We start from the raw sequence: 22,022 nt of genomic DNA, 5'->3' as shown, positions 1-22,022 counted from the left end.
ATGACGCGTCTGGCACTCCTCCTCCGGGACCGTTCCGGGTACTCCCCCGGCATGACCCGGGGCGATCCCTGAGACGGCCGGTCAGATCAGGGTCCGGAGGCGCTCCAGGTCGATCTCGCGCAGGGAGGTCACGACCGTACGGCGCGGCGCCTCGTCGATCGGCACCACGCTGGGCACCGCGACGACGTGGCAGCCGGCCGCCGCGCCGCTGGTCGCGCCGTTGAGCGAGTCCTCCAGGGCGACGCAGCGGCGCGGGTCGACGTCCAGGAGGCGGGTCGCGGCGAGGTACGGCTCAGGATGCGGCTTCGTGCGGCTCACCTCGTCCCCGGCGACCGTCACGGTGAAGCTGTCGCGGCCCAGGCCGTCGAGGGCGTACTCCATCAGCGCGCGGTGGGTGGAGGAGACCAGCGCGGACGGCAGGCCGGCGGCGCGGACCTCGTCGAGCAGGTCGCGGGCGCCCGGCATCATCGGGACGTCGGCGCGCAGCCGTCCGGCCATCGCGTCGAGCAGCCTGCGGCCGACATCTTCGGGGGCGGCGGGTGTATCGGTCAGCTCCAGCATGTAGGCGACCGTGCGGTCGAGCGAGCCGCCGACCAGGAACTCCTGGTGCTCCGGCCCCCACGACCCGCCGAGCCAGGCCATCACCTCGGCCTCGGCCTCCAGCCAGAGCCGCTCGGAGTCGAGCAGCAACCCGTCCATGTCGAACAGGACCGCCTGCAACACCCGCACCATCTCCTTCAGCCCCCGTGAAATGGGGCAACGAAGGGTACCCGCGGCGGACACCGCATCGGGAAACGGAACGGTGGGGCTCAGGTGTACATCAAGTGTTGAAGTACTTGGCCTCCGGGTGGTGCACGACGATCGCGTCGGTGGACTGCTCGGGGACGAGCTGGAACTCCTCCGACAGCGTCACGCCGATGCGGTCCGGCCGCAGCAGCTCGACGATCTTGGCGCGGTCCTCGAGGTCGGGGCAGGCGCCGTACCCGAGCGAGAAGCGCGCGCCCCGGTAGCCGAGCTTGAAGAACTCCTCGAGGTCGCCGGGGTCCTCGCCGCCGAATCCCAGCTCCGAGCGGACGCGGGTGTGCCAGTACTCGGCGAGCGCCTCGGCGAGCTGCACCGACAGGCCGTGCAGCTCGAGGTAGTCGCGGTAGGCGTTCTTCTCGAACAGCTCCTGGGTGGCCTTGCTGATCTTCGGGCCGACCGTCACGAGTTGGAAGCCGATCACGTCGGTCTCCCCGGACGCGCGGGGCCGGAAGAAGTCGGCGAGGCACAGGTGCCGGTCACGCCGCTGCCGGGGGAAGGCGAAGCGGGTGCGCTCGGACCCGTCGGTGTCCAGCACGACCACGTCGTCGCCCTCACTCACGCACGGGAAGTAGCCGTACACGACGCCGGCCTCGACGAGCCCCTCGGTCTGGATGCGGTCCAGCCACGCCCGCAGCCGGGGCCGCCCCTCGGCCTCCACGAGCTCCTCGTACGAGGGGCCGTCGCCGCCGCGCGATCCGCGCAGACCCCACTGCCCCAAAAAGGTGGCGCGCTCGTCGAGGAAGGCTGCGTAGTCGGCCATCGGGACGCCCTTGACGACCCGGTCGCCCCAGAACGGCGGCTCGGGGACCTTGTTGTCGGTGGCCACGTCTGAGCGCTGCGGCATGTCCTCCGGCTCGGTGACCTTGAGCTTCGCGCCGCCGGTGACGCGGCGGCGGCGAAGCGGCGGCAGCGCCGCGCCCTCCTCGCCGCGCTTGACCGCCATGGCCGCGTCCATGAGCCGGAGCCCTTCGAAGGCGTCCCGGGCGTAGCGGACCTCCCCCTCGAACAGCTCGGCGAGGTCCTGCTCGACGTAGGCGCGGGTCAGCGCCGCGCCGCCGAGCAGCACGGGCCAACGGTCGGCGAGCCCCCGGGAGTTCAGCTCCTCGAGGTTCTCCTTCATGATCACCGTGGACTTGACCAGGAGGCCGGACATGCCGATCACGTCGGCGCGGTTTTCCTTGGCCGCGTCGAGGATCGCCGACATCGGCTGCTTGATCCCGAGGTTGATCACCTCGTAGCCGTTGTTGGACAGGATGATGTCGACCAGGTTCTTGCCGATGTCGTGGACGTCGCCCTTGACGGTGGCCAGCACGATCCGGCCTTTGCCGCCCTCGTCGCTCTTCTCCATGTGCGGCTCGAGGTAGGCCACGGCGGTCTTCATCACCTCGGCGGACTGCAGCACGAACGGCAGCTGCATCTCGCCGGAGCCGAACAGCTCGCCCACGGTCTTCATGCCGTCGAGCAGCACGTCGTTGACGATCTCCAGGGCCGGTCGCCCGCCCAAGGCCTCGTCCAGGTCGGCGTTCAGCCCGTCCAGCTCGCCGTCGATGATGCGGCGCTTCAACCGCTCCCACAGCGGCAGGCCGGCCAGCTCGGCGGCCCGGTCAGCGCGCATCGCGGCGGCGTCCACGCCCTCGAACAACTCCAGGAACCGCTGCAGCGGGTCGTAGCCGTCCCGGCGCCGGTCGTAGACGAGGTCGAGTGCCACCTGGCGCTGCTCGTCGGGGATCCGCGCCACCGGGAGGATCTTGGAGGCGTGCACGATCGCGGAGTCCAGGCCCGCGTTGGCGCACTCGTTGAGGAAGACGGAGTTGAGGACGATGCGGGCGGCCGGGTTGAGGCCGAAGGAGACGTTGGACAGGCCGAGCGTGGTCTGGACGGTCGGGTGGCGGTGCTTGATCTCGCGGATCGCGTCGATCGTCTCGACGGCGTCGCGCCGCGACTCCTCCTGGCCGGTGCCGATGGTGAACGTCAGGCAGTCGATGATGATGTCCTCGGGCCGCATGCCCCACGTGCCGGTCAGGTCCGCGATCAGCCGGTCGGCGACCCGGGCCTTCCACTCCGCCGTACGGGCCTGGCCCTCCTCGTCGATCGTCAGGGCGATGACCGCGGCGCCGTGCTCCTTGACGACCGGCATGAGCCGGGCGGTGCGGGACTCCGGGCCGTCGCCGTCCTCGTAGTTGACCGAGTTGATCACGGCGCGGCCGCCCAGCATCTCCAGCCCGGCCTGGATCACCGGCGGCTCCGTCGAGTCGAGCACGATCGGCAGGGTGGAGGCGGTGGCGAACCGGAACGCCAGCTCCTTCATGTCGGCGACGCCGTCGCGGCCGACGTAGTCGACGCACAGGTCGAGCAGGTGGGCGCCGTCGCGGGCCTGGTCGCGGGCGATCTTGACGCAGTCGTCCCAGCGGCCCTCCAGCATCGCCTCCCGGAACGCCTTGGAGCCGTTGGCGTTGGTGCGCTCGCCGATCGCCAGGTAGGAGGTGTCCTGCCGGAACGGCACGTGCTGGTAGAGCGAGGCGGCGCCGGCCTCCGGCCGCGGCCGGCGGGCGGCGACCTCCCGCCCCCGGACCCTCTCCACGACGTGGCGCAGGTGCTCGGGGGTGGTGCCGCAGCAGCCGCCGACCAGCGACAGGCCGAACTCCCGGGTGAAGGTGTCGTGCGCGTCGGCCAGCTCCTCCGGCGTCAGCGGGTAGAACGCGCCGTCGGAGGTCAGCTCGGGCAGCCCGGCGTTGGGCATGCAGGACAGCGCGGTGGTGGAGTGCCGGGCGAGGTAGCGCAGGTGCTCGCTCATCTCGGCCGGGCCGGTCGCGCAGTTGAGGCCGATGACGTCGAGTTGGAGGGGCTCCAGGGCGGTCAGCGCCGCACCGATCTCCGAGCCGAGCAGCATCGCGCCGTTCTGCTCGATGGTGACCTGCCCGATGAGGACCGTGCCGGCGCCGGCCTTGGCGATCGCCCGCTTGGCGCCGATGATGGCCGCCTTGGCCTGCAGCACGTCCTGGCAGGTCTCGATGATGAGGGCGTGCGCGCCGCCCTCGATCAGGCCGGCGGCGTTGCGCTCGTACGCGTCGCGCAGCTCGGCGAACGGCACATGGCCGAGCGTCGGCAGCTTCGTGCCGGGGCCCATCGAGCCCAGGACCCAGCGCGGCCGGCCGGGCGTCGACAGCTCCGCGGCGACCTCGCACGCGATCCGCGCTCCGGCCTCCGACAGCTCCTCGATGCGCTCGCTGATGCCGTACTCGCCGAGGTTGGCGAGATTGGCTCCGAAGGTGTTGGTCTCGACGCAGTCGACACCGGCGGCGAAGTACTCCGCGTGCACCCGGCGCACGATGTCGGGGCGGGTCACGTTGAGGATCTCGTTGCAGCCCTCGTGGCCCTCGAAGTCGTCGAGGGTCGGACCCGCCGCCTGGAGCATCGTCCCCATGCCGCCGTCGGCCACGACGACACGGTCACGGAGGGCCTGGCGAAGGGTCTCTGGCGTCGCACTCATGGGCCCCTAGCCTATCGGCGGCCCGCCCGGGCCCGATCGTGCGCGCCCCGGGCCGCCGCCCGGCCGAACGTGATCGACGTCTCCGCCCGCGTGCGTTCCGTAACCGTTACGGTCGAGGCGCGTTGTGACTTACGGATCAAACCTAGGAGGGCCCGTGGGTTCGTACAGCACCGTCCTCGTCGGCACCGACGGTTCCACATCCTCGTTCCGGGCGGTCGAGGCCGCGGCGCGGATCGCGGCCGACGCCGGTGCGACGCTGGTCCTCGCCTGCGCCTACCACCCGATGCCCGCCCGCGAGCGTCAGCACGCCGCCGACCGGCTCGGCGACCTCGCCTACAAGGTCGAGGGCTCCACGCCCGCCGACGACGCGCTGCGCGCCGCCCGCGAGCGGGCCGTCGCCGCCGGCGCCCGCGACATCGACGAGGTCGCCGTCGAGGGCGACGCCGTCGACACCCTGGTCGAACTGGCCGGCGACCGCCACGCCGACCTGATCGTCGTCGGCAACCGCGGGCTGAACAGCCTCGCGGGCCGGATACTGGGTTCCGTGCCGGCGAACCTGTCCCACCGCGCCCCCTGCGACGTCCTCATCGTCCGCACGACCGACGGCCGGTGACGGCCGCCGTGGAACCTGACGTGATCTCAAGGGGACGCCAGGGCGCGTACAGGACATAGGCTGGAGATGTCGTTTATCGGACGTCGATGGGGAGGCAGCGCGTGGTCGAGCTCGACGATGTGCCGGAGCTCGTCGAGCCGGTGGTGATCGCCGCCTTCGAAGGGTGGAACGACGCCGGCGAAGCGGCGAGCGGAGTGATAACCCACCTGGAGGAGAGCTGGGGTGCCACCCCGCTGGCGGCGCTCGACCCGGACGACTACTACGACTTCCAGGTGACGCGGCCCACCGTCGAGATGGTCGACGGGCAGACCCGGCGCATCAGCTGGCCGACGACCCGCCTGTCGGTGGCCAAGCTGCCGGGCTCCGACCGTGACGTGGTGCTGATCCACGGCATCGAGCCGAACATGCGCTGGCGGGCGTTCTGCCGGGACGTGGTCGGCATCATGCTCGAGCTGGGCGCCGAGACCGTCGTGCTGCTCGGCGCGCTGCTGGCCGACGCCCCGCACACCCGTCCCGTGCCGGTGACCGCGGCCTCCTCCGACACCGGCCTGGCCAAGCGGATGCGACTCGAGCCGGCCCGGTACGAGGGTCCGACGGGCATCCTGGGCGTGCTGCAGGACGCCTGCGCGAACGCCGACCTCGAAACGGTCTCCCTGTGGGCCGCGGTGCCGCACTACGTGGCGCAGCCGCCGTCCCCGAAGGCGACGCTGGCGCTGCTGCGGTGGGTCGAGGACATCCTCGACATCTCGGTGTCCCTCGGCGAGCTGCCCGAACAGGCGCGGGCCTGGGAGAACGGCGTCAACGAGCTGGCCGAGCAGGACTCGGAGGTCGCGGAGTACGTCCGCGCCCTCGAGGAGCAGAAGGACGCCACCGAGCTTCCGGAGGCCAGCGGCGACGCGATCGCCCGGGAGTTCGAGCGCTACCTCCGTCGCCGCGGCGACTCCGAATAGCCGAAGAGCACCCGGACAGCCGAAGAGCACCCGGCGAGGCGCGGGCCTCGCCGGGTGAGCGTCACAGTTCGATGCCGAGGAGCGCGTCGAGGGCGGCACGGACCAGCCCGGGCGCGGCGGCGTCCGCCTCCCGGTCCTCGTCGGTGACGTCGAGGGCGTGGTCGGCCCAGCGGTCGACGGCGAGGAGCGCCGCGGGCGCGTCGAGGTCGTCGGCGAGGTGCCGCCGGACCCGGCCCACGACGTCGGCCGCCGGGGGCGCCGCCGGCAGCAGGACCGCCTCCCGCCAGCGGGCCAGGCGTGCCTGAGCGCGGGTCAGGTCGTCCGCGGTCCACTCCCAGTCGGACCGGTAGTGGTGGTCGAGCAGCGCGAGCCGGATGGCCATCGGGTCGGTGCCGTCGGCACGCAGGCGCGACACGAAGACGAGATTGCCGCGCGACTTGGACATCTTCTCGCCGTCCAGGGCGACCATGCCCGCGTGGACGTACGCCTTGGCGTGCGGGCGCTCCCCCGTGGCGACCTCGGCGTGGGAGGCGCCCATCTCGTGGTGGGGGAAGACCAGGTCCGAGCCGCCGCCCTCGATGTCGAAGGCCATGCCGAGGTTGTGCACGGAGATCGCCGAGCACTCGACGTGCCAGCCGGGCCGGCCCCGCCCGAACGGGGAGTCCCAGGCCGGCTCGCCGGGGCGCTCGGCCTGCCACAGGAGGGCGTCCAGGGGGTCCTTCTTGCCCTTGCGGCCGGGATCGCCGCCGCGCTCGGCGAACAGCGGCAGCATCTGCTTCGACGACAGGCCGCTCACCGATCCGAACGACGGGTCGGCGGAGACCGGGAAGTACACGTCGCCGTCCAGCTCGTACGTCGCGCCCTTGGCCCGGAGCCGGTCGATGAACTCGACGATCAGCGGGATCGACTCGACGGCACCGACGTACTCACGGGGAGGAAGCACGCGCAGGGCGGTCATGTCGTCGCGGAACAGCGCGATCTCCCGCTCGGCCAGCACCCGCCAGTCCTCCCCGGTCTGCCCGGCACGCTCGAGCAGGGGGTCGTCGACGTCGGTGGTGTTCTGCACGTAGTGGACGTCGTGCCGGGTGTCGCGCCACACGCGGTTCACCAGGTCGAACGCGAGGTAGGTCGCGGCGTGACCGAGATGGGTCGCGTCGTAGGGCGTGATGCCGCAGACGTACATCCGCGCGGTCGGGCCGGGATCGGTGGGGCGTACGGCACCGGCGGCCGAGTCGTAGACGCTCAGCCGGACGTCGCCGGGGGCGGGAAGGCCGTGTTCGGCCAGGCTGGGGACCTTGGGGGCGGGCCACGATCGCATACCCAGCAGCCTAACCGCAGCGGCCGGGCGGGCCGTCGAGCAGGTTCGGCCCACGGACGATCATTCTTAAACCCGGACACGGTTCCGCCTCGCGGGCAAAGGGTAAAGAGTCGCCCATGTGGCGTGGAATAACTGCTGGTCCATCGGCGATATGGAAGTCTGGTTGCGCCTGCCCCCTCCCCCAGGTCTGAGTCCACTTCGTGTCGAAACACCGTAGGAAACGCCGTCGCCCGCCGCTGGTGGGCCTTTCCGTGTGGGCGGGAACACTCGCGCTGGCGCTCGCGCTCGCGTACGTGACCGTCACCGTGGGCCTGCACCACGGCGCGGCCGACACCCGCCGTCCGGCCGACGTCGACACCCCGTCCCCGGCGCGCCCGGGGCTGACGCAGATCCAGGTCACCGACCCGGCCGACCACAGGGCGTACGGGGTGTACGTGTGGCGTCCGGACGTGCCGGAGACGCGCAAACTGCCCGTCCTGTACTTCCTGCACGGCGTGCCCAGCGACCCCAAGACCCTGGTCGATGACGAGGGGCTCGCCCGGCAGGTCGCGGCGTACGTCGCCCACGGGGGCACGCCGTTCGTGCTGGCGGTGCCGGACGGCAACGGCAGCCACCATGACGACACCGAATGGGCGAACGCCGTCGACGGGTCCGACCGGATCGAGGACCGGCTGCTCAACGAAGTGATCCCCGCCGTCGAGGGCCGGCATCACCGTGACGCCGCGCACCGCGCCATCGGCGGCTTCTCCATGGGCGGGTACGGCTCGATGAACCTCGCGCTGCGGCACCCCGACGTGTTCGGCTCGGTGACCTCGATCTCCGGCTACTTCCACGTCGACGACCCGTCGCACATGTTCGCCGAGAAGGACGCCGTCATCGCCGCGAACCGGCCGGACCAGAACCTCGCCACCGCCCGGCGGCTGAGGATCTTCCTGTCCGCCGCCGAGAGCGAGGACAACGACGTCGTCAAGGGTGAGCCGCAGCGGTTCAAGAAGCTGCTCGACACCGCGGGGGTACCGGCGGTGCTCGATGTGCGCCCCGGCGAGCACGACTGGGACTACGTGCGCAGCGTCCTCCCGGACGCCTTCGGGTTCCTCGCTCAGGGCTGGACGAAGGCCGGAGCGCCGGGCCCCGTGCGCGACTCACCCAGCCCGACCGGCTCACCCCAGTAGCCGCCGTCCGTCCTCGCGCCCCGTGGGCCTAGAGGGGCGGCCACGGGATGGCGGGCCAGTCCTCCGGCGGGTAGGGGTGGATCCGGTGTTTGAGCATGAGCTCGATCCGGCCGTGGATCGCCTCGATCTCCTCGCCGGTCAGCAGCGCGGACAGCCGGCGGGCGAAGCCGTTCCGGGTGAAGGCACGGCGCAGCCGCTGCAGGGCCTCGACGGCCTCGGAGGTAAGGGTCTTGCCCCGCCACTGCCAGAGCACGGTGCGGAGTTTGTACTCGGCGGAGAAGCACACCCCGTGGTCGCAGCCGTAGACGTGGCCGCTCCGGATCGGCAGGAGGTGGCCGATCTTCCGGTCGGCGTTGTTGACGACCGCGTCGAAGACGGCCATGCGCCGCACGGCCGGGTCGTCGCCGCGCGACAGCGCCAGCAGGTCGACGTCGGTGTCGTGCTCGATCCACAACTGCACCATGCCGGGCCCGAAGGGTCCGTCTCGGTGCACGGTCGGCGGCACGACCTGCCAGCCCATCTCCTCGGAGACCAGATAGGCGGCGACCTCACGGCCGGCCAGGGTGCCGTCGGGGAAGTCCCACAGCGGGCGCTCGCCGGACACGGGCTTGTAGACGCAGTTGGCCCGCAGGTCGTCGTGCGTGATCGAGCAGTACAGCGTCGCGTTGCTGGCCGCGACGAGTCGCCCTTCGATGGTCATGTCGCCGTGCTGCAGAAGGCGGAGGGCGGCCTCGGTGTCCGCGGGCGTCAGTGCGCCGTCACCGCCGACGCCGGACCTGGAGGGCTGACTCATGGCTTAAGTGTCCAGGGGATCGAGGTCTCAGCCAAGATGGCCGTTCTGCCGAGGGCACACGTGGCCCTGGGCGTCGAGCGGGAGCCCGCACAGCGGGCACGGCGGCCGTCCCGCCGCGACGATCTTCAGGGCCCGCTGCGCGAACGCGCGGGCCTGGGCGGCGGTGATGGTCACCCGCAGCACCACGACGGCGGGGTCGTCGCTGCCGATGTCGGCCTCGTCGTCCTCGCGCTCGGTCATCTCCTGGGCCTCGATGACGACGCGCTGATCCTCCGGATCCCAGGCGAGGGCCATGGTCCCGACCCGGAACTCCTCTTCGATCGGCTGCTCGAGGGGCTCGTCGTCCTGCAGCTCGACGGGCGCGACCGCAGGCACCATCGGGGCGCCCCCGCCCTGTCGCAGAACCTCGTCCAAGAGCTCCTCGAGGCGTTCGGCCAGCAACGTCACCTGGAACTTCTCCAGCCCCACACTGGTGACGCGACGTCCGTCCCGCGCCTGAAGGTAGAAGGCGCGGTCCCCCGGCTGGCCGACGGTGCCCGCCACGAACCTGTCGGGCATGTCGTATGCGATGACCGGCATGAGGATGACCCTACGCTCCGCCGCCGACCGCTGCGTCACTGTCCTGCCCCGACTTCGCAAGAAGATCGTCGACTCGGCCGCCGACGTCGTTCAGGCGGACGAGGAACGGGCGCAGCTCGGTGTAGCGGATGACGGTGAGGGCCGCCGGATCGGCCTGGACGCGCTGGAACTGGTCCAGGTGGAGACCGAGCGCGTCGGCCACGATCGCCTTGATGATGTCGCCGTGGCTGCAGACGAGGTAGGTGGCCTCCGGGGCGAGCCGGGCGTTCCACTCACGGACCGCGGACACGGCCCGGTGCTGCGCCTCGGCCAGGGACTCCCCGCCGGGGAACCGGGCGGCGCTCGGGTGCGCCTGGACGACCTTCCAGAGGTCCTCCTTGGCCAGCTCCTCGAGGGGACGACCGGTCCACTCGCCGTACCGGACCTCGCCGAACCGCTCGTCGGTCTGGACGCCCAGACCGTCACGGCCGGCCAGGATCGCCCGCGCGGTCTCCTGGCAGCGCTCCAGCGGACTCGAGACGATCACGTCCAGGGACACCGGCGCGAGCCGCGTCGCGAGCTCGGCGACCTGCCGCCGGCCGCGCTCGTCCAGGTGCACCCCCGGTGTCCAGCCCGCGAGCACCGGCCCGGTCATCTCGGTCAGCCCATGGCGTACCAACAGAAGTGTGGCCACGCGGTGAACTCTAGTCGCAGTGCGGACGGTGCTTGCCGCCCGTTTCCGTGGGTAGGCACTGTTGGACGATTTGTTAACCCCCGATACGCCACAATGTGCTGCCATGATCATGGATTGCGCCATCTACCGGAAGGGCGAGCGGCAGACCGTCGACGGCGATCTCAGCGACGCCCTCGACATCGCCCGCGAGAACGGCGACGCCTTCATGTGGATCGGCCTGCACGAGCCGACCCGCGAGGAGTTCGACCTCGTCGCCGACGAGCTGCAGCTCCATCCGCTGGCGATCGAGGACGCCGTCGAGGCGCACCAGCGACCCAAGCTCGAACGCTACGGCGACATCCTGTTCGTCGTCGTGAAGACGCTCCACTACGTCGACGAGACCTCCGACATCGAGGTCGGCGAGATCATGCTGTTCGTCGGCGCGGACTTCGTCATCACAGTGCGGCACGGGCAGGGCAGCCCCCTCAAGGAGGTGCGCCGGCGCCTGGAGGGCGACGCGGATCTGATGGCCTACGGGCCCGGTGCCGTGCTCTACACGGTCCTCGACGAGATCGTCGACCGGTACGAGACGATCGCGCACGAGGTCGAGACCGACATCATCGAGCTGGAGCGCGAGGTCTTCTCCCCACAGCGCGTCACGGTGACCGAGAAGATCTACGACCTCAAGCGCGAGGTGCTGGAGTTCCGCGGCGCGGAGGACCCGCTCATCCCGGTCCTGCAGGACATCGTCAAGCGCCGGATCCAGCTCCCGGACGGCGCGCTGGAGTACTTCCGCGACGTCCTCGACCACCTGCTGCGCGTCGACGAACGCGTCGACTCCCACAGCGAGCTGCTGACCAACGTGCTGAACGCGCACCTGGCCCAGGTCGGCATGCAGCAGAACGAGGACATGCGCAAGATCTCCGCCTGGGCGGCGATCCTGGCCGTGCCCACGATGGTCACCGGCGTGTACGGGATGAACTTCAAGTACATGCCGGAGCTGCAGGACTGGTGGGGCTATCCGGCGGCGCTCCTGCTGATCCTGGGGGTCTGCGCCGGGCTGTACCGCTGGTTCCGCAAGAGCGGCTGGCTCTGACCCCGCTCAGGTCGCGGTGATCGCCCCGGCGGCGAGCAGGCCGATCAGGACGCCGCCGAGCGCCACGCGGTAGTAGGTGAACAGCAGCGTCGAGTGGCGGACCAGGAACTTCAGCAGCCAGGCGATCGAGGCGTACCCGACCACGAACGACACGACGGTGGCGACGGCCGTGCCGGCGATCGGCAGGCCGCCGTCGCTCACCTTACGCAGCTCGAACAGGCCCGACAGGACCACCGCCGGGATGGACAGCAGGAAGGAGTAGCGCGCCGCGGCCTCGCGGGTGTAGCCGAGGAACAGGCCGCCGGTGATGGTGGAGCCCGACCGCGAGGACCCGGGGATCAGCGCGAGGCACTGGAAGCCGCCGATGATGAGGCCGTCGCGCATGTTCAGGTCGCCGACCTCGAGCTTCTGCCGACCAGCCCACTCGGCGACCATCATCACCAGGCCCATGATGACGAGCGAGGCCGCGTTGATCCAGAGGTTGCGGGCCGGGCCCTCGATCAGATGGTTGAACGCCAGGCCGACGACCGAGACCGGGATAGTGCCGAGCCCGACGTACCACCCCATCCGCGCGTCGAGGTGGCCGCGCAGCTCCTTGTCGAAGAGGCTGCGGAACCACGTGCCGATGATGCGGACGATGTCCTTCCAGAAGAAGAGCAGGACAGCGAGCATCGTGCCGAGCTGGATGACCGCCGTGAACGCCGCACCCGGGTCCTTCCAGCCGAGCAGCCGCGGCACGATCAGAAGATGTGCCGAGCTGGAGATCGGCAGGAACTCGGTGAGGCCCTGCACGATGCCCAACACGGTCGCTTGCACGAAGTTCACGAGTCCGGTCTCTCCTTGAACACCCGGCCGGCCGGCGCGGGATCGCCGAATGACGATGGCAGCCTAGTGCCGCGACGGTCCTGGGACGTCCCGTGGGTGGGCGTGTCCCGAGTGCGGACGAAGCCGCTGACTGCCGATACGCTCCGCAGGCATGGAACAGCGTCACCTCGGCCGGAGCGGGCTGGCCGTTTCCCGCCTCGGCCTCGGAACGATGACGTGGGGCGGGGACACCGAGGTCGAGGACGCCGCCGCCCAGCTCACCGCCTTCGTCGAGGCGGGCGGCACCCTGGTCGACACCGCGGACGTCTACTGCGGCGGCGAGAGCGAGCGGGTGCTCGGCGCGCTCATCGGCCAGGTCGTCGCCCGTGACGACCTGGTGATCGCCACGAAGGCCGTGCTCACCGTGGACGGCATGCGCGACGCCTCACGGCGTCACCTGCTGCGCGCCCTCGACGACTCCCTCGAGCGGCTGGGCGTCGACCACGTGGACCTCTGGCAGCTGCACGCATACGACGCGCACACCCCGCTCGAGGAGACGCTGTCCGCCCTCGACGACGCCGTCGGCTCCGGCCGGGCGCGCTACGTGGGCGTGTCGCACTTCGCCGCGTGGGAGCTCGCCCGCGCGGCGACCTGGCAGAAGGCCTGGCCGGGCCGCACGCCCATCGTCTCCACGCAGGTGGAGTACTCCCTGCTGCGGCGCGACATCGAGGACGACGTGCTGCCCGCGGCGGCCGAGCTCGGCGTCGGTGTGCTCCCCTGCTCGCCGCTCGGCCGCGGGGTGCTCACCGGCAAGTACCGCACCGGCATCCCGGCCGACTCACGGGCGGCGACCCCGCACTACGCCGAGTTCGTGCAGCCCTACCTGAGCGAGCGGGGCGCTCAGATCGTCGAGTCGGTGTCCACGGCCGCCGAGGGACTCGGCGTGTCGCCACTGGCCGTCGCGCTCAGCTGGGTGCGCGACCGGCCCGGCGTGGCCGCCCCGATCATCGGGGCGCGCACGGCCGTCCAGCTGGCCGCGATCCTCAAGGCCGAGGAGGTCGCCCTGCCGGCCGAGATCCGCGACGCGCTCGACGACGTCTCATCCGAGTGACGCCTACGCGGGCGTCCGATGGGAGCTGGCCGAGTTCCATTCCGGTCCGCCCGCTCGCCCATGAGCGGTCGTACGCCCGATGGGCCGACCCGGGTCCAGCCGGCGTCGCTGGAACGATCGTACGCCGTCCTCCCCCACCGTACGGATCATCCGGGCCCATCGCCGGCGGCGACGGCACTAAAGTGAGCGAGCGATGACTGAGACCTTCTCCGGCCCCCTCTCAGAGGTGGCCGAGCTCTTCGCGGCCACCGACGTTCCGGCCCGCCTCGCGCCCGAGGCGCTGGCCCGCCTCGGCGAGGCCGCCGCCAAGACCCTGCGCGACGACCCGTGGCGGCTGATGGAGATCCCCGGCGTACGGCCCGAACAGGCCGACTTCTTCGCCCGCCGGCTGCTCGGCGGGGAGGCCGGGCCGCACGATCCGCGCCGCACGGCGGCGCTCGCCGCGCACCTGCTGTTGCGGGCCGCGGGCGACGGCCACACGGTCACCGCCGCGAAGGCGGTCCTGTCGGCCCTGGAGGCCTTCGACCCGGGCGACGCCGTGGAGGCGCTGCGCGCGTCCATCGCCGCCGGGGAGATCGCCGCGGTGATGGACGAGGCGTCCGAGAGCGAACTGCTCGGCCTGGCCCGCCTCACCACCGCGGAGGAGACGGTCGCCGAGGGCCTGGCGCGGCTGACCGCCACGGCCGACCCACTGCCGGCCGCCGACGGCGTCCCGGCGGCGGTGTTCGAGAGCGGCGTCAGCGTGCTGGCGGGGGCGCCGGAGGCGGTGGAGGAGGCGCTGCGGGGCCTGCGCGACGTCCCCGGCGTGATCGTCACCGCTCCGACGGACCGGGGCGCGCAGGCGCTCGGCGGAGCCCGGTCCCTGCACCTGCTGCTGGAGCCGGGGCCGGGCGGTTACTCCCGCGGGGAGGACCGTCCGCTCGAGGCCGACCTCGTCGTCGTGGCGGAGGCCGGCACCCTCGACGTCGAGCGCGCGGCCGCGCTCGTCGAGGCCTGCATGGACGGCACGCATCTGGTGCTCGCCGGCGACCCGGCGGCGCCGTCGCCGTCCGGCGCGGGCCGCGTCCTCGCCGACGTCATCGCCTCCGACACGGTGCCGGTGACGGAGCTGCCCGCCATGCCGCAGGACGTGATCGGCCGGCTCACGGCCTCCGTCCGGGAGGGGACCCTCGCCGCGGTGGAGTCCCCGGACCGCGAGGTCGTCATCGTCCCGGCGGCCGAGGCCCGCGAGGCGGCGCACCGCACGGTCCAGCTCGTCACGGACTCGATCCCCCGCGCGCTGGGCATCTCGGTCGAGGAGATCCTCGCGGTGACGCCCGTGCGCCGTGGGGAGGCCGGAGCCGACGCGCTCAACCGGGCGCTGAAGGACAGGCTCAACCCCGGGCCGGGCCCGTACGACGCCGGTGACCGGGTCGTCGCCGTCACGGACCTGCCGGGCGCAGCGGCGGGCGAGTTCGGCTCGGTGATCGGCACGGACCCGGGCCGGGGCATGCTGGAGGTCGCGTTCCCGTCCGGCAAGGCGGCGGTCCCCGCGTCGGCGGTGCGGCACGGCTGGGCGGTGACCGTCCTCCGTGCCCAGGGCACACGCTGGCCGGCCGTCGTGGCCGTGCTGCCCGGGGAGGCGGGCGGCGCGCTGTCCCGACCGCTGACGGTGGGCGCGTTCAGCCGGGCGCGGCGGCACCTGTCGGTGGTGCACGCCGCCGGCCCGGAGCTGGCCCGCGCGGTGCGCGATCGCGCCGAGCCGTCCCGCCGCACCCGCCTCACCGCGCTGCTGCGCGAGAACCTGGCGGACCTGTAAGCCCTATCGTTTCGCGCGTTTCCATGTAACGCTCGTCTCGTTGGACCAGTTGTCAGTAACAACGGGAGACGATTTCAGGGGAGCGACATGGCCTCAAGGCGAGACTGGCGGCGCGTCGGCGTCGCGTCGGCGACGGTGTCCGCCGGCGCGATGGTGTTCTTCACGGCCGGCGCCGGCCCGGCGTCCGCGGGAGGTCGGTCGGGGCAGGTTGGTCGGGAGCGAAGCGACTCGCGCTCCACGGTCCGTACGGCGGGCGAATGCAAGCTCGGCCCCCTCCTCTGCAGCATCCTGGGCGGCGGTACGGGCAAACCGGCGAGCCCGCCGAAGTCGGGCGGGTCCACCAAGCCGAAGCCCAGGTCCACGCCGAAGACCAGACCGTCCTCCGGTCACTCGGGGTCCGGCTCGGGCGGCGGAACGCACTCGGGTTCGGGCGGCGGATCCGGATCCGGGTCCGGGTCGGTTGATCAGCCGGTCGCTCCCCCGGCGGCGGGCACGACCGGAGGCGCGCCGCAGGTGGCAGCACCCCAGCAGCAGGGCCCCGCGCTGCCCGACATCACCTCCCAGAACCCGCTCGTGTACCCGCAGGAGTCGCCCGTCCGGCAGGACCAGACGACGCCGGCCCGCCTGGTGGCCGCCAGCGATCCGGCGGGAGAACCGGTCCCGCCGCTGCTCGTGGCGACCGCCTCCGGGCTGATCGGCGCGGTCACGGCGCTGAACCTCAGCGTGCTGAACCGCCGCCTGCGCCGGCCGCGCTCCCGTTGACGGGTGCCCTCGGCCGTGGCCGGAGAGCCCCACCGTCGTCCCCGCTCGGGCGGTCGCCAGCGCCCCTCGACGCGGTATCGCCGGCCGGCCCCGGCGTCACCCCGCCCGTCGACGCGGCATCGCCGCCCGGCCCCGGCGTCGCACCGCCCGGCTCACGCCCACGGCGAGGGCCGTTGACCGACTGGGCGGAACACGCGCCTGAGGAGCTCGGCGTCGACCCGGCGCGGCTGTCCCGTGCCCTTGAGCTCGTCGGCGCGCGCGGCGGCGCGGCGCAGCTGTGCGTGCTGCGGGAGGGTCGGGTGCTCCTCGACCGCACGATCGGCTGCCGCCCGGACGCGCTGTTCTGCCTGTTCTCGGCCGGGAAACCGGTCACGGCGTTGCTGGTCCACCTGCTGGCCCAGCGAGGCGACCTGGCGCTCGACGAGCGGGTCGCGGCGTACTGGCCGGAGTTCGGCCGACGCGGCAAGGAGGACGTCACGGTGCGGCAGGTCCTCCAGCACCGGTCCGGCGTCCCCGTCGCTCGCGGAGTGGCGGGCGACGCGCTGGCCATGCGCCACTGGGAGCGGGCCGTACGCGAGGTCGAGCGGGCCCGTCCACGATGGCCGCCCGGTCAGGTCCCCGCCTATCACATCCTCACCTACGGCGTGATCCTCGGCGAGCTGGTCCAGCGGGTCGCCGGAACGCCGGTGCGCGCCCTGCTCCAGGAGGCGTTCCTGGATCCGCTCGGCCTGACCGACATCCACCTGGGGCTCCCCCGCCCGCTGTGGTCCCGGCATGTTCCGGTGCGTTCCGCCGGAGCGGCCGGGCGGCCGGCGGCGATGCTGTTCACCCGGCGTTCGACGCGCGAGGCGGTCATCCCCTCCGCGGCGGTCTCCGCGACCGCGCGCGATCTGGCACGCTTCTACCAGGCTCTCTTGGACGACGGCGCACTGGACGGCGTACGGGTCCTCCGGCCCGCGACGGTCGAGGAGGCGACCCGGCCTTCCAGTGACGGTGAGGTCGACCGTTTCCTCCGCGTGCCGATCCGGTGGTCGCAGGGCTTCCAGTTGGGCGGCCCGGTCCCGGGACGCGACCTGAGCCGGCCGATGGGCCGCCTCAGCAGCCCGCAGGCGTTCGGCCACAACGGCAGCAACTGCTGCATCGCCTGGGCCGACCCGTCACGGCGGCTGGTCTTCGCCTACCTGACCGACCTGCTGCCGTCCGGGCCGCGCGGCGCCCGCCACGTGAGCGAGGTCGCCGACGCCGTCCTCGCAGCCTGCCGCTGACCGCCGACAGGACGCGAGGGGCCGACCGCGCGAAGCGCGGACGGCCCCGGTCCGTACGACTGAGGTCCTCCCCCTGACGCCGGTCAGCCGCCGACGGCGTGCACGCCGCCGTCGACGTGGACGATCTCGCCCGTCGTCGCGGGGAACCAGTCGGACAGCAGCGCCACGCAGGCCTTCGCGGTCGGCTCCGGGTCGGCGACGTCCCAGCCCAGTGGGGCCTTCTCCGGCCAGATGTTCGTGAACTCCTCGAAGCCCGGGATGCTCTTGGCCGCCATCGTCTTGAGCGGCCCGGCGGCCACGAGGTTGACGCGCACGCCGTCGGGGCCGAGGTACTTGGCGAGATAGCGGGCGGTCGACTCCAGGCCCGCCTTGGCCACGCCCATCCAGTCGTACACCGGCCAGGCCTGCGTGGCGTTGTCGAAGTCCAGGCCCACGACCGAGCCGCCGTTCTTCATCAGGGGCAGGCAGGCGGCCGTGAGGGACTTCAGGGAGTAGGTCGAGATCTGCACCGCGGTGGCGACGTCGTCCCACGGGGTGTTCATGAAGTTGCCGCCCATCGCGGTCTGCGGCGCGAACCCGATGGAGTGCACGACCCCGTCGAGCCCGTCGACGTGCTCGGAGACCTTCCCGGCGAGGCCGTCGAGGTGCTCGGCGCTGGTGACGTCCAGTTCGAGCACCGGCGGGGTCTCCGGGAGCCGCTTGGCGATGCGCTCGACGAGCGACATGCGGCCGAAACCGGTCACGACGACGCTTGCACCCTCCTGCTGGGCCAGCCGTGCCACGTGGAAGCCGATGGAGGCGTCGGTGAGGACGCCGGTGACGAGAATCCGCTTGCCGTCGAGAATGCCCATTCGCTGTCCCATTTCCAGATATCGGCCGCCGTGCGCTGCGGCCCGCTGCTCGTTGTCAGGATGCGCCGATCATCGTTCCCCGGGGAGCCGGTCCCCCGGGACTCGATCCACCGGCCGTCGCTCCCCGGAGAGCCGGTCCGCCGGCCGCAGGTGCCCGCGGATCGCCGGCGACCGGCGGCCGGTCCGGTGCCCCGACGGTCAGTGGCCCATGCCGAGGCCGCCGTCGACGGGGATGACCGCGCCCGTGATGTAGGCGGCGTCCTCCCCGGCCAGGAAGCGGACGGCCCTGGCGATCTCTACGGGCTGGGCGACGCGGCCCAGCGGAATCTGCTTCTTGATCGCGTCTTGGCGGTCCTCCCCCAGCGCCGCCGTCATGTCGGTGTCCACGAAGCCGGGCGCGACGACGTTGACCGTGATGTTGCGGGAGCCGAGCTCGCGGGCGAGCGATCGGGCGAAGCCGACCAGCCCGGCCTTCGAGGCGGCGTAGTTGGCCTGGCCGCCGGAGCCGAGCAGCCCGACGACGGAGGAGACGAGGATGATCCGGCCGTTGCGCTTGCGCATCATGCCGCGTACCGCGCGCTTGGCGACCCGGTAGGCGCCGGTGAGGTTGGTGTCGAGGACGGAGGTGAACTCGTCTTCGCTCATCAGCGCGAGCAGGTTGTCCCTGGTGATACCGGCGTTGGCCACCAGCACCTCGACCGGGCCCTGCTCGGCCTCGACCTTGCCGAACGCCGCGTCGACGTCCTCGGTGCTCGTGATGTCACAGCGCACGCCGAACAGGCCCTCGGGGGGCTCGCCGGAGCGGTAGGTCACGGCGACGGCGTCCCCGGTGTTCTTCAGCTCGTGGGCGATGGCCAGCCCGATTCCGCGATTGCCTCCGGTCACGAGGACGGAGCGACTCATTCGACAAACCTCCAGTTCGGTCGGTGGCGAGCCTATTGCGCTACCGACAGGTAACACGAGGACGCCACCGCCAAGGGACACCGGCCGGTCTTTGTAGGACGCGATAGGTTGCATCCGTGCGAGAGATCGATCCAGAGTTCACCGCCCTGCCGTCGCGCGCCCTGGCCGACGCGGCACTGTCCAGAGCGCGCGACCTCGGCGCCGAGCACGTCGACTTCCGCCTCGAACGCATCCGCCATCAGACGCTGCGGCTGTCCGACGGCAACCTCGAGACGGCCCTCGACGCCGACGACGTCGGGTTCGCCGTCCGCGTGATCCTGGACGGCACGTGGGGGTTCGCGGCGGGCATCGACCTGACCACCGACGCCGCCGTCCGGGTGGCCGAGCAGGCGGTCGAGGTGGCCAAGGTGGCCAAGGCCATCAACCGCGAGCGCATCGAGCTGGCCGCCGAGCCGGCCCACGGCGAGCGGGTGTGGATCTCCTCCTACGAGGTCGACCCCTTCGACGTGCCGGTACGGGACAAGATCGCCCTGCTGGCCGACTGGAGCGCCCGACTGCTGGGCGACGACCGGGTCGCGCACGCGGACGCGTCGCTCCTGCAGGTCAAGGAGAACAAGTTCTACGCCGACACGGCGGGCACCGTGACCACCCAGCAGCGGGTTCGGCTGCACCCGGTGCTGAACGCCGTCGGCATCCGCGACGGGGCGTTCGACACGATGCGCACGCTCGCCCCGCCGGTGGGCCAGGGCTATGAGTTCCTCACCGGCAGCACGTGGGACTGGGACGACGAGCTGGCCCGTATCCCCGAGCTGCTCGCCGAGAAGCTCGCGGCGCCATCGGTCGAGGCCGGCACGTACGACCTCGTCATCGATCCGTCGAACCTCTGGCTGACCATCCACGAGTCGATCGGGCACGCGACCGAGCTCGACCGCGCGCTCGGGTACGAGGCCGCGTACGCCGGCACGTCCTTCGCGACGCCCGACAAGCTCGGCAACCTGCAGTACGGCTCCAAGGTCATGAACATCACCGGTGACCGCACCGCCGAGCACGGCCTGTCCACCATCGGCTACGACGACGAGGGCGTCGAGACCCAGCAGTGGGACATCGTCCGGGACGGCCTGTTCGTCGGCTACCAGCTGGACCGGCGGATCGCGCACCTGACCGGGGCGGAGCGCTCCAACGGCTGCGCGTTCGCCGACTCGCCGTCCAGCATGCCGCTGCAGCGGATGGCGAACGTCTCCCTGCGGCCGGCGCCGGACGGCCCGTCGACCGAGGAGCTCATCGCCGGGGTCGACCGCGGCATCTACGTCGTCGGCGACAAGAGCTGGTCGATCGACATGCAGCGCTACAACTTCCAGTTCACCGGCCAGCGGTTCTACAAGATCGAGAAGGGCCGGCTCGCGGGACAGCTGCGCGACGCCGCCTACCAGGCGACCACCACCGACTTCTGGAACTCGATGGAGGCCGTCGGCGGGCCGCAGACCTACGTCCTCGGCGGCGCGTTCAACTGCGGCAAAGGCCAGCCCGGCCAGGTCGCGCCGGTCAGCCACGGCGCGCCCTCCGCGCTGTTCCGCGGCGTCAACATCCTCAACGCGGTGAAGGAGGCGGGCAAGTGACCACCCCGCAGGAGACGGTCGAGCGGGCGCTGGCGCTGTCCCGCACGGACGACTGCGTCGTCATCGCCGATGAGTCCAGTGGCACGAACCTGCGCTGGGCGGGCAACACGCTGACCACCAACGGCGTCGCCCGGTCCCGCCGGCTCACCGTCATCGCGATCAAGAACAAGGCCGACGGCGTCTCGACCGGGGTCATGTCCCGTACGGGCGTGACCGAGGACCAGATCGAGGACCTCGTCCGCGCGGCCGAGCGCGCGGCGGCCGACAACGCCCCGGCCGAGGACGCCACGTCCCTGGTCGACGCGTCCGGGGCCGGCCCGTCCGGCCGCTGGGAGGATCCGGCCGCCGAGACGTCCATCGGCGTGTTCGAGGGCTTCGCGCCGGCGCTCGGCGAGGCGTTCGCCGCCGCCGACGCGAACGCCCGCCGGCTCTACGGCTTCGCCGAGCACTCGATGCACAGCACCTTCCTCGGCACGTCGTCCGGGCTGCGGCTCCGGTCCGACGAGCCCACCGGGAAGGTCGAGCTGAACGCCAAGTCCGCCGACCTGTCCCGCTCCGCGTGGAACGGCGTGGGCACGCGCGACTTCCGCGACGTCGACGTCGCCGGGATGGCCGACGAGCTCGCCCGGCGGCTCGAGTGGGGGAAGCGGCGGATCGACCTGCCCGCCGGCCGCTACGAGACGCTGCTGCCGCCGAGCGCGGTCGCCGACCTGATGGTCTACCTGTACTGGTCGGCCGGGGCCCGCGACGCCCACGACGGCCGTACGGTCTTCAGCAAGCCCGGTGGGGGCACTCGGGTCGGCGAGAGCCTGTCCGAGACGCCCGTCCGGCTGTACAGCGACCCGGCCGCGCCCGGCCTCGAGTGCACGCCGTTCGTCGTGGCGCACGCGTCCAGCCGCGACTCGTCGGCGTTCGACAACGGCGTCGCGCTGCGCCCCGTCGACTGGATCTCCGAGGGCAGGCTCTCCGCGCTGATGCAGTCCCGCCACTCGGCCCGGCTGACCGGCCTGCCCTTCACCCCCGGGGTCGACAACCTGCTCATGGAGGTGCCGGGCAGCACGGCTACGCTGGACGAGATGATCGCCGGCACCGAGCGCGGGCTGCTCCTCACCTGCCTGTGGTACATCCGCGAGGTGGACCCGCAGTCGCTCCTGCTCACCGGGCTGACCCGCGACGGGGTGTACCTCGTCGAGGACGGCGAGGTCGTCGGCGAGGTCAACAACTTCCGGTTCAACGAGAGCCCGGTCGGGATGCTGCAGCGCGTCGCGGAGGCCGGCGCGACGGGGCGGACGCTCGCGCGCGAGTGGTCGGACTACTTCACCCGGACGGCCATGCCGCCGCTGCGGATCCGGGACTTCAACATGTCCACGGTCAGCAAGGCCAGCTGACCGGCCGTCCCGGCCGCCTCGTACGGGGCGGCCGGGAGCGCCGCACGCCCGGGGCAC

General features: G+C 72.1%; 19 protein-coding genes. 10 read left to right on the top strand and 9 right to left on the bottom strand.

The genetic code is table 11. The annotated features are described in order from the left end of the window. Positions 1 to 81: 81 nt before the first annotated feature. Both AB0I04_RS05425 and metH read right to left on the bottom strand, forming a co-directional pair. Positions 82 to 732 (bottom strand): HAD family phosphatase, encoded by a 651-nt coding sequence (locus AB0I04_RS05425; RefSeq protein WP_360879401.1) that lies wholly within the window; start codon positions 730 to 732, stop codon positions 82 to 84. Positions 733 to 820: 88 nt separating this feature from the next. Further along, the gene (gene metH / locus AB0I04_RS05420) at positions 821 to 4,294 is read right to left on the bottom strand and encodes a methionine synthase (protein WP_360879398.1); all 3,474 of its coding nucleotides are present in this window, start codon (positions 4,292 to 4,294) and stop codon (positions 821 to 823) included. 154 nt (positions 4,295 to 4,448) lie between these two features. Between metH and AB0I04_RS05415 the strand changes: the two genes are divergently transcribed. Together AB0I04_RS05415 and AB0I04_RS05410 are read left to right on the top strand one after the other, a co-directional pair. After that, positions 4,449 to 4,907 (top strand): universal stress protein, encoded by a 459-nt coding sequence (locus tag AB0I04_RS05415; RefSeq protein ID WP_360879395.1) that lies wholly within the window; start codon positions 4,449 to 4,451, stop codon positions 4,905 to 4,907. 101 nt (positions 4,908 to 5,008) lie between these two features. Then, positions 5,009 to 5,857: a PAC2 family protein gene (locus tag AB0I04_RS05410; RefSeq protein ID WP_360879393.1), complete on the top strand. Its 849-nt coding sequence runs from the start codon at positions 5,009 to 5,011 to the stop codon at positions 5,855 to 5,857. 61 nt (positions 5,858 to 5,918) lie between these two features. On the opposite strand, the gene mshC is transcribed toward AB0I04_RS05410, so the two are convergent. Next, positions 5,919 to 7,181, bottom strand: coding sequence for a cysteine--1-D-myo-inosityl 2-amino-2-deoxy-alpha-D-glucopyranoside ligase (gene mshC / locus AB0I04_RS05405; protein WP_360879980.1), 1,263 nt, complete (start codon positions 7,179 to 7,181; stop codon positions 5,919 to 5,921). A gap of 233 nt (positions 7,182 to 7,414) precedes the next feature. Between mshC and AB0I04_RS05400 the strand changes: the two genes are divergently transcribed. Then, positions 7,415 to 8,347: an alpha/beta fold hydrolase gene (locus AB0I04_RS05400; protein ID WP_360879390.1), complete on the top strand. Its 933-nt coding sequence runs from the start codon at positions 7,415 to 7,417 to the stop codon at positions 8,345 to 8,347. Positions 8,348 to 8,375: 28 nt separating this feature from the next. On the opposite strand, the gene AB0I04_RS05395 is transcribed toward AB0I04_RS05400, so the two are convergent. The 3 genes from AB0I04_RS05395 to AB0I04_RS05385 are packed head-to-tail and all read right to left on the bottom strand — an operon-like array spanning position 8,376 to position 10,392. Continuing rightward, a complete protein-coding gene (locus AB0I04_RS05395) occupies positions 8,376 to 9,140 on the bottom strand; it encodes an SCO1664 family protein (RefSeq protein WP_360879387.1) in 765 nt (254 codons plus the stop codon). A 27-nt stretch (positions 9,141 to 9,167) separates the two neighbouring features. Beyond that, the gene (locus tag AB0I04_RS05390; protein ID WP_360879384.1) at positions 9,168 to 9,719 is read right to left on the bottom strand and encodes a DUF3090 domain-containing protein; all 552 of its coding nucleotides are present in this window, start codon (positions 9,717 to 9,719) and stop codon (positions 9,168 to 9,170) included. 10 nt (positions 9,720 to 9,729) lie between these two features. Continuing rightward, positions 9,730 to 10,392 carry a histidine phosphatase family protein gene (locus AB0I04_RS05385; RefSeq protein WP_360879381.1) on the bottom strand — a complete coding sequence of 221 codons (663 nt, stop codon included), beginning with the start codon at positions 10,390 to 10,392 and terminating at the stop codon, positions 9,730 to 9,732. A 103-nt stretch (positions 10,393 to 10,495) separates the two neighbouring features. Here AB0I04_RS05385 and corA point away from each other — a divergent pair, with 103 nt between their 5' ends. Next, the gene (corA, locus tag AB0I04_RS05380; RefSeq protein WP_360879378.1) at positions 10,496 to 11,467 is read left to right on the top strand and encodes a magnesium/cobalt transporter CorA; all 972 of its coding nucleotides are present in this window, start codon (positions 10,496 to 10,498) and stop codon (positions 11,465 to 11,467) included. A 6-nt stretch (positions 11,468 to 11,473) separates the two neighbouring features. Here corA and AB0I04_RS05375 read toward each other — a convergent pair whose 3' ends face one another. Next, the gene (locus tag AB0I04_RS05375) at positions 11,474 to 12,292 is read right to left on the bottom strand and encodes an undecaprenyl-diphosphate phosphatase (RefSeq protein ID WP_360879375.1); all 819 of its coding nucleotides are present in this window, start codon (positions 12,290 to 12,292) and stop codon (positions 11,474 to 11,476) included. A 151-nt stretch (positions 12,293 to 12,443) separates the two neighbouring features. Between AB0I04_RS05375 and AB0I04_RS05370 the strand changes: the two genes are divergently transcribed. From AB0I04_RS05370 to AB0I04_RS05355, 4 genes are all read left to right on the top strand, one after another. After that, the gene (locus tag AB0I04_RS05370) at positions 12,444 to 13,382 is read left to right on the top strand and encodes an aldo/keto reductase (protein WP_360879373.1); all 939 of its coding nucleotides are present in this window, start codon (positions 12,444 to 12,446) and stop codon (positions 13,380 to 13,382) included. A gap of 193 nt (positions 13,383 to 13,575) precedes the next feature. Further along, on the top strand, positions 13,576 to 15,180 hold the full coding sequence (locus AB0I04_RS05365; protein WP_360879370.1) for an ATP-dependent RecD-like DNA helicase: 1,605 nt from the start codon (positions 13,576 to 13,578) through the stop codon (positions 15,178 to 15,180). 87 nt (positions 15,181 to 15,267) lie between these two features. Next, positions 15,268 to 15,942 carry a hypothetical protein gene (locus AB0I04_RS05360; protein ID WP_360879367.1) on the top strand — a complete coding sequence of 225 codons (675 nt, stop codon included), beginning with the start codon at positions 15,268 to 15,270 and terminating at the stop codon, positions 15,940 to 15,942. Positions 15,943 to 16,115: 173 nt separating this feature from the next. Continuing rightward, positions 16,116 to 17,207, top strand: coding sequence for a serine hydrolase domain-containing protein (locus AB0I04_RS05355; RefSeq protein WP_360879364.1), 1,092 nt, complete (start codon positions 16,116 to 16,118; stop codon positions 17,205 to 17,207). Between the two features lie 83 nt (positions 17,208 to 17,290). On the opposite strand, the gene fabI is transcribed toward AB0I04_RS05355, so the two are convergent. Together fabI and AB0I04_RS05345 are read right to left on the bottom strand one after the other, a co-directional pair. Further along, entirely contained in the window at positions 17,291 to 18,058 is a 768-nt protein-coding gene (gene fabI, locus AB0I04_RS05350; RefSeq protein ID WP_360879361.1) for an enoyl-ACP reductase FabI, read from the bottom strand. 198 nt (positions 18,059 to 18,256) lie between these two features. Then, positions 18,257 to 18,961, bottom strand: coding sequence for a beta-ketoacyl-ACP reductase (locus tag AB0I04_RS05345; protein ID WP_360879358.1), 705 nt, complete (start codon positions 18,959 to 18,961; stop codon positions 18,257 to 18,259). A 116-nt stretch (positions 18,962 to 19,077) separates the two neighbouring features. Between AB0I04_RS05345 and AB0I04_RS05340 the strand changes: the two genes are divergently transcribed. Continuing rightward, positions 19,078 to 20,577 carry a TldD/PmbA family protein gene (locus tag AB0I04_RS05340; protein ID WP_360879355.1) on the top strand — a complete coding sequence of 500 codons (1,500 nt, stop codon included), beginning with the start codon at positions 19,078 to 19,080 and terminating at the stop codon, positions 20,575 to 20,577. Beyond that, positions 20,574 to 21,965: a metallopeptidase TldD-related protein gene (locus tag AB0I04_RS05335; protein ID WP_360879352.1), complete on the top strand. Its 1,392-nt coding sequence runs from the start codon at positions 20,574 to 20,576 to the stop codon at positions 21,963 to 21,965. Before AB0I04_RS05340 ends, AB0I04_RS05335 begins: the two co-directional genes overlap by 4 nt. Positions 21,966 to 22,022: the final 57 nt, after the last annotated feature.

The organism is Actinoallomurus sp. NPDC050550 (genome assembly GCF_040655075.1).
Lineage (GTDB): Bacteria > Actinomycetota > Actinomycetes > Streptosporangiales > Streptosporangiaceae > Actinoallomurus.
This window is presented reverse-complemented; position numbering and strand designations above follow the sequence as displayed.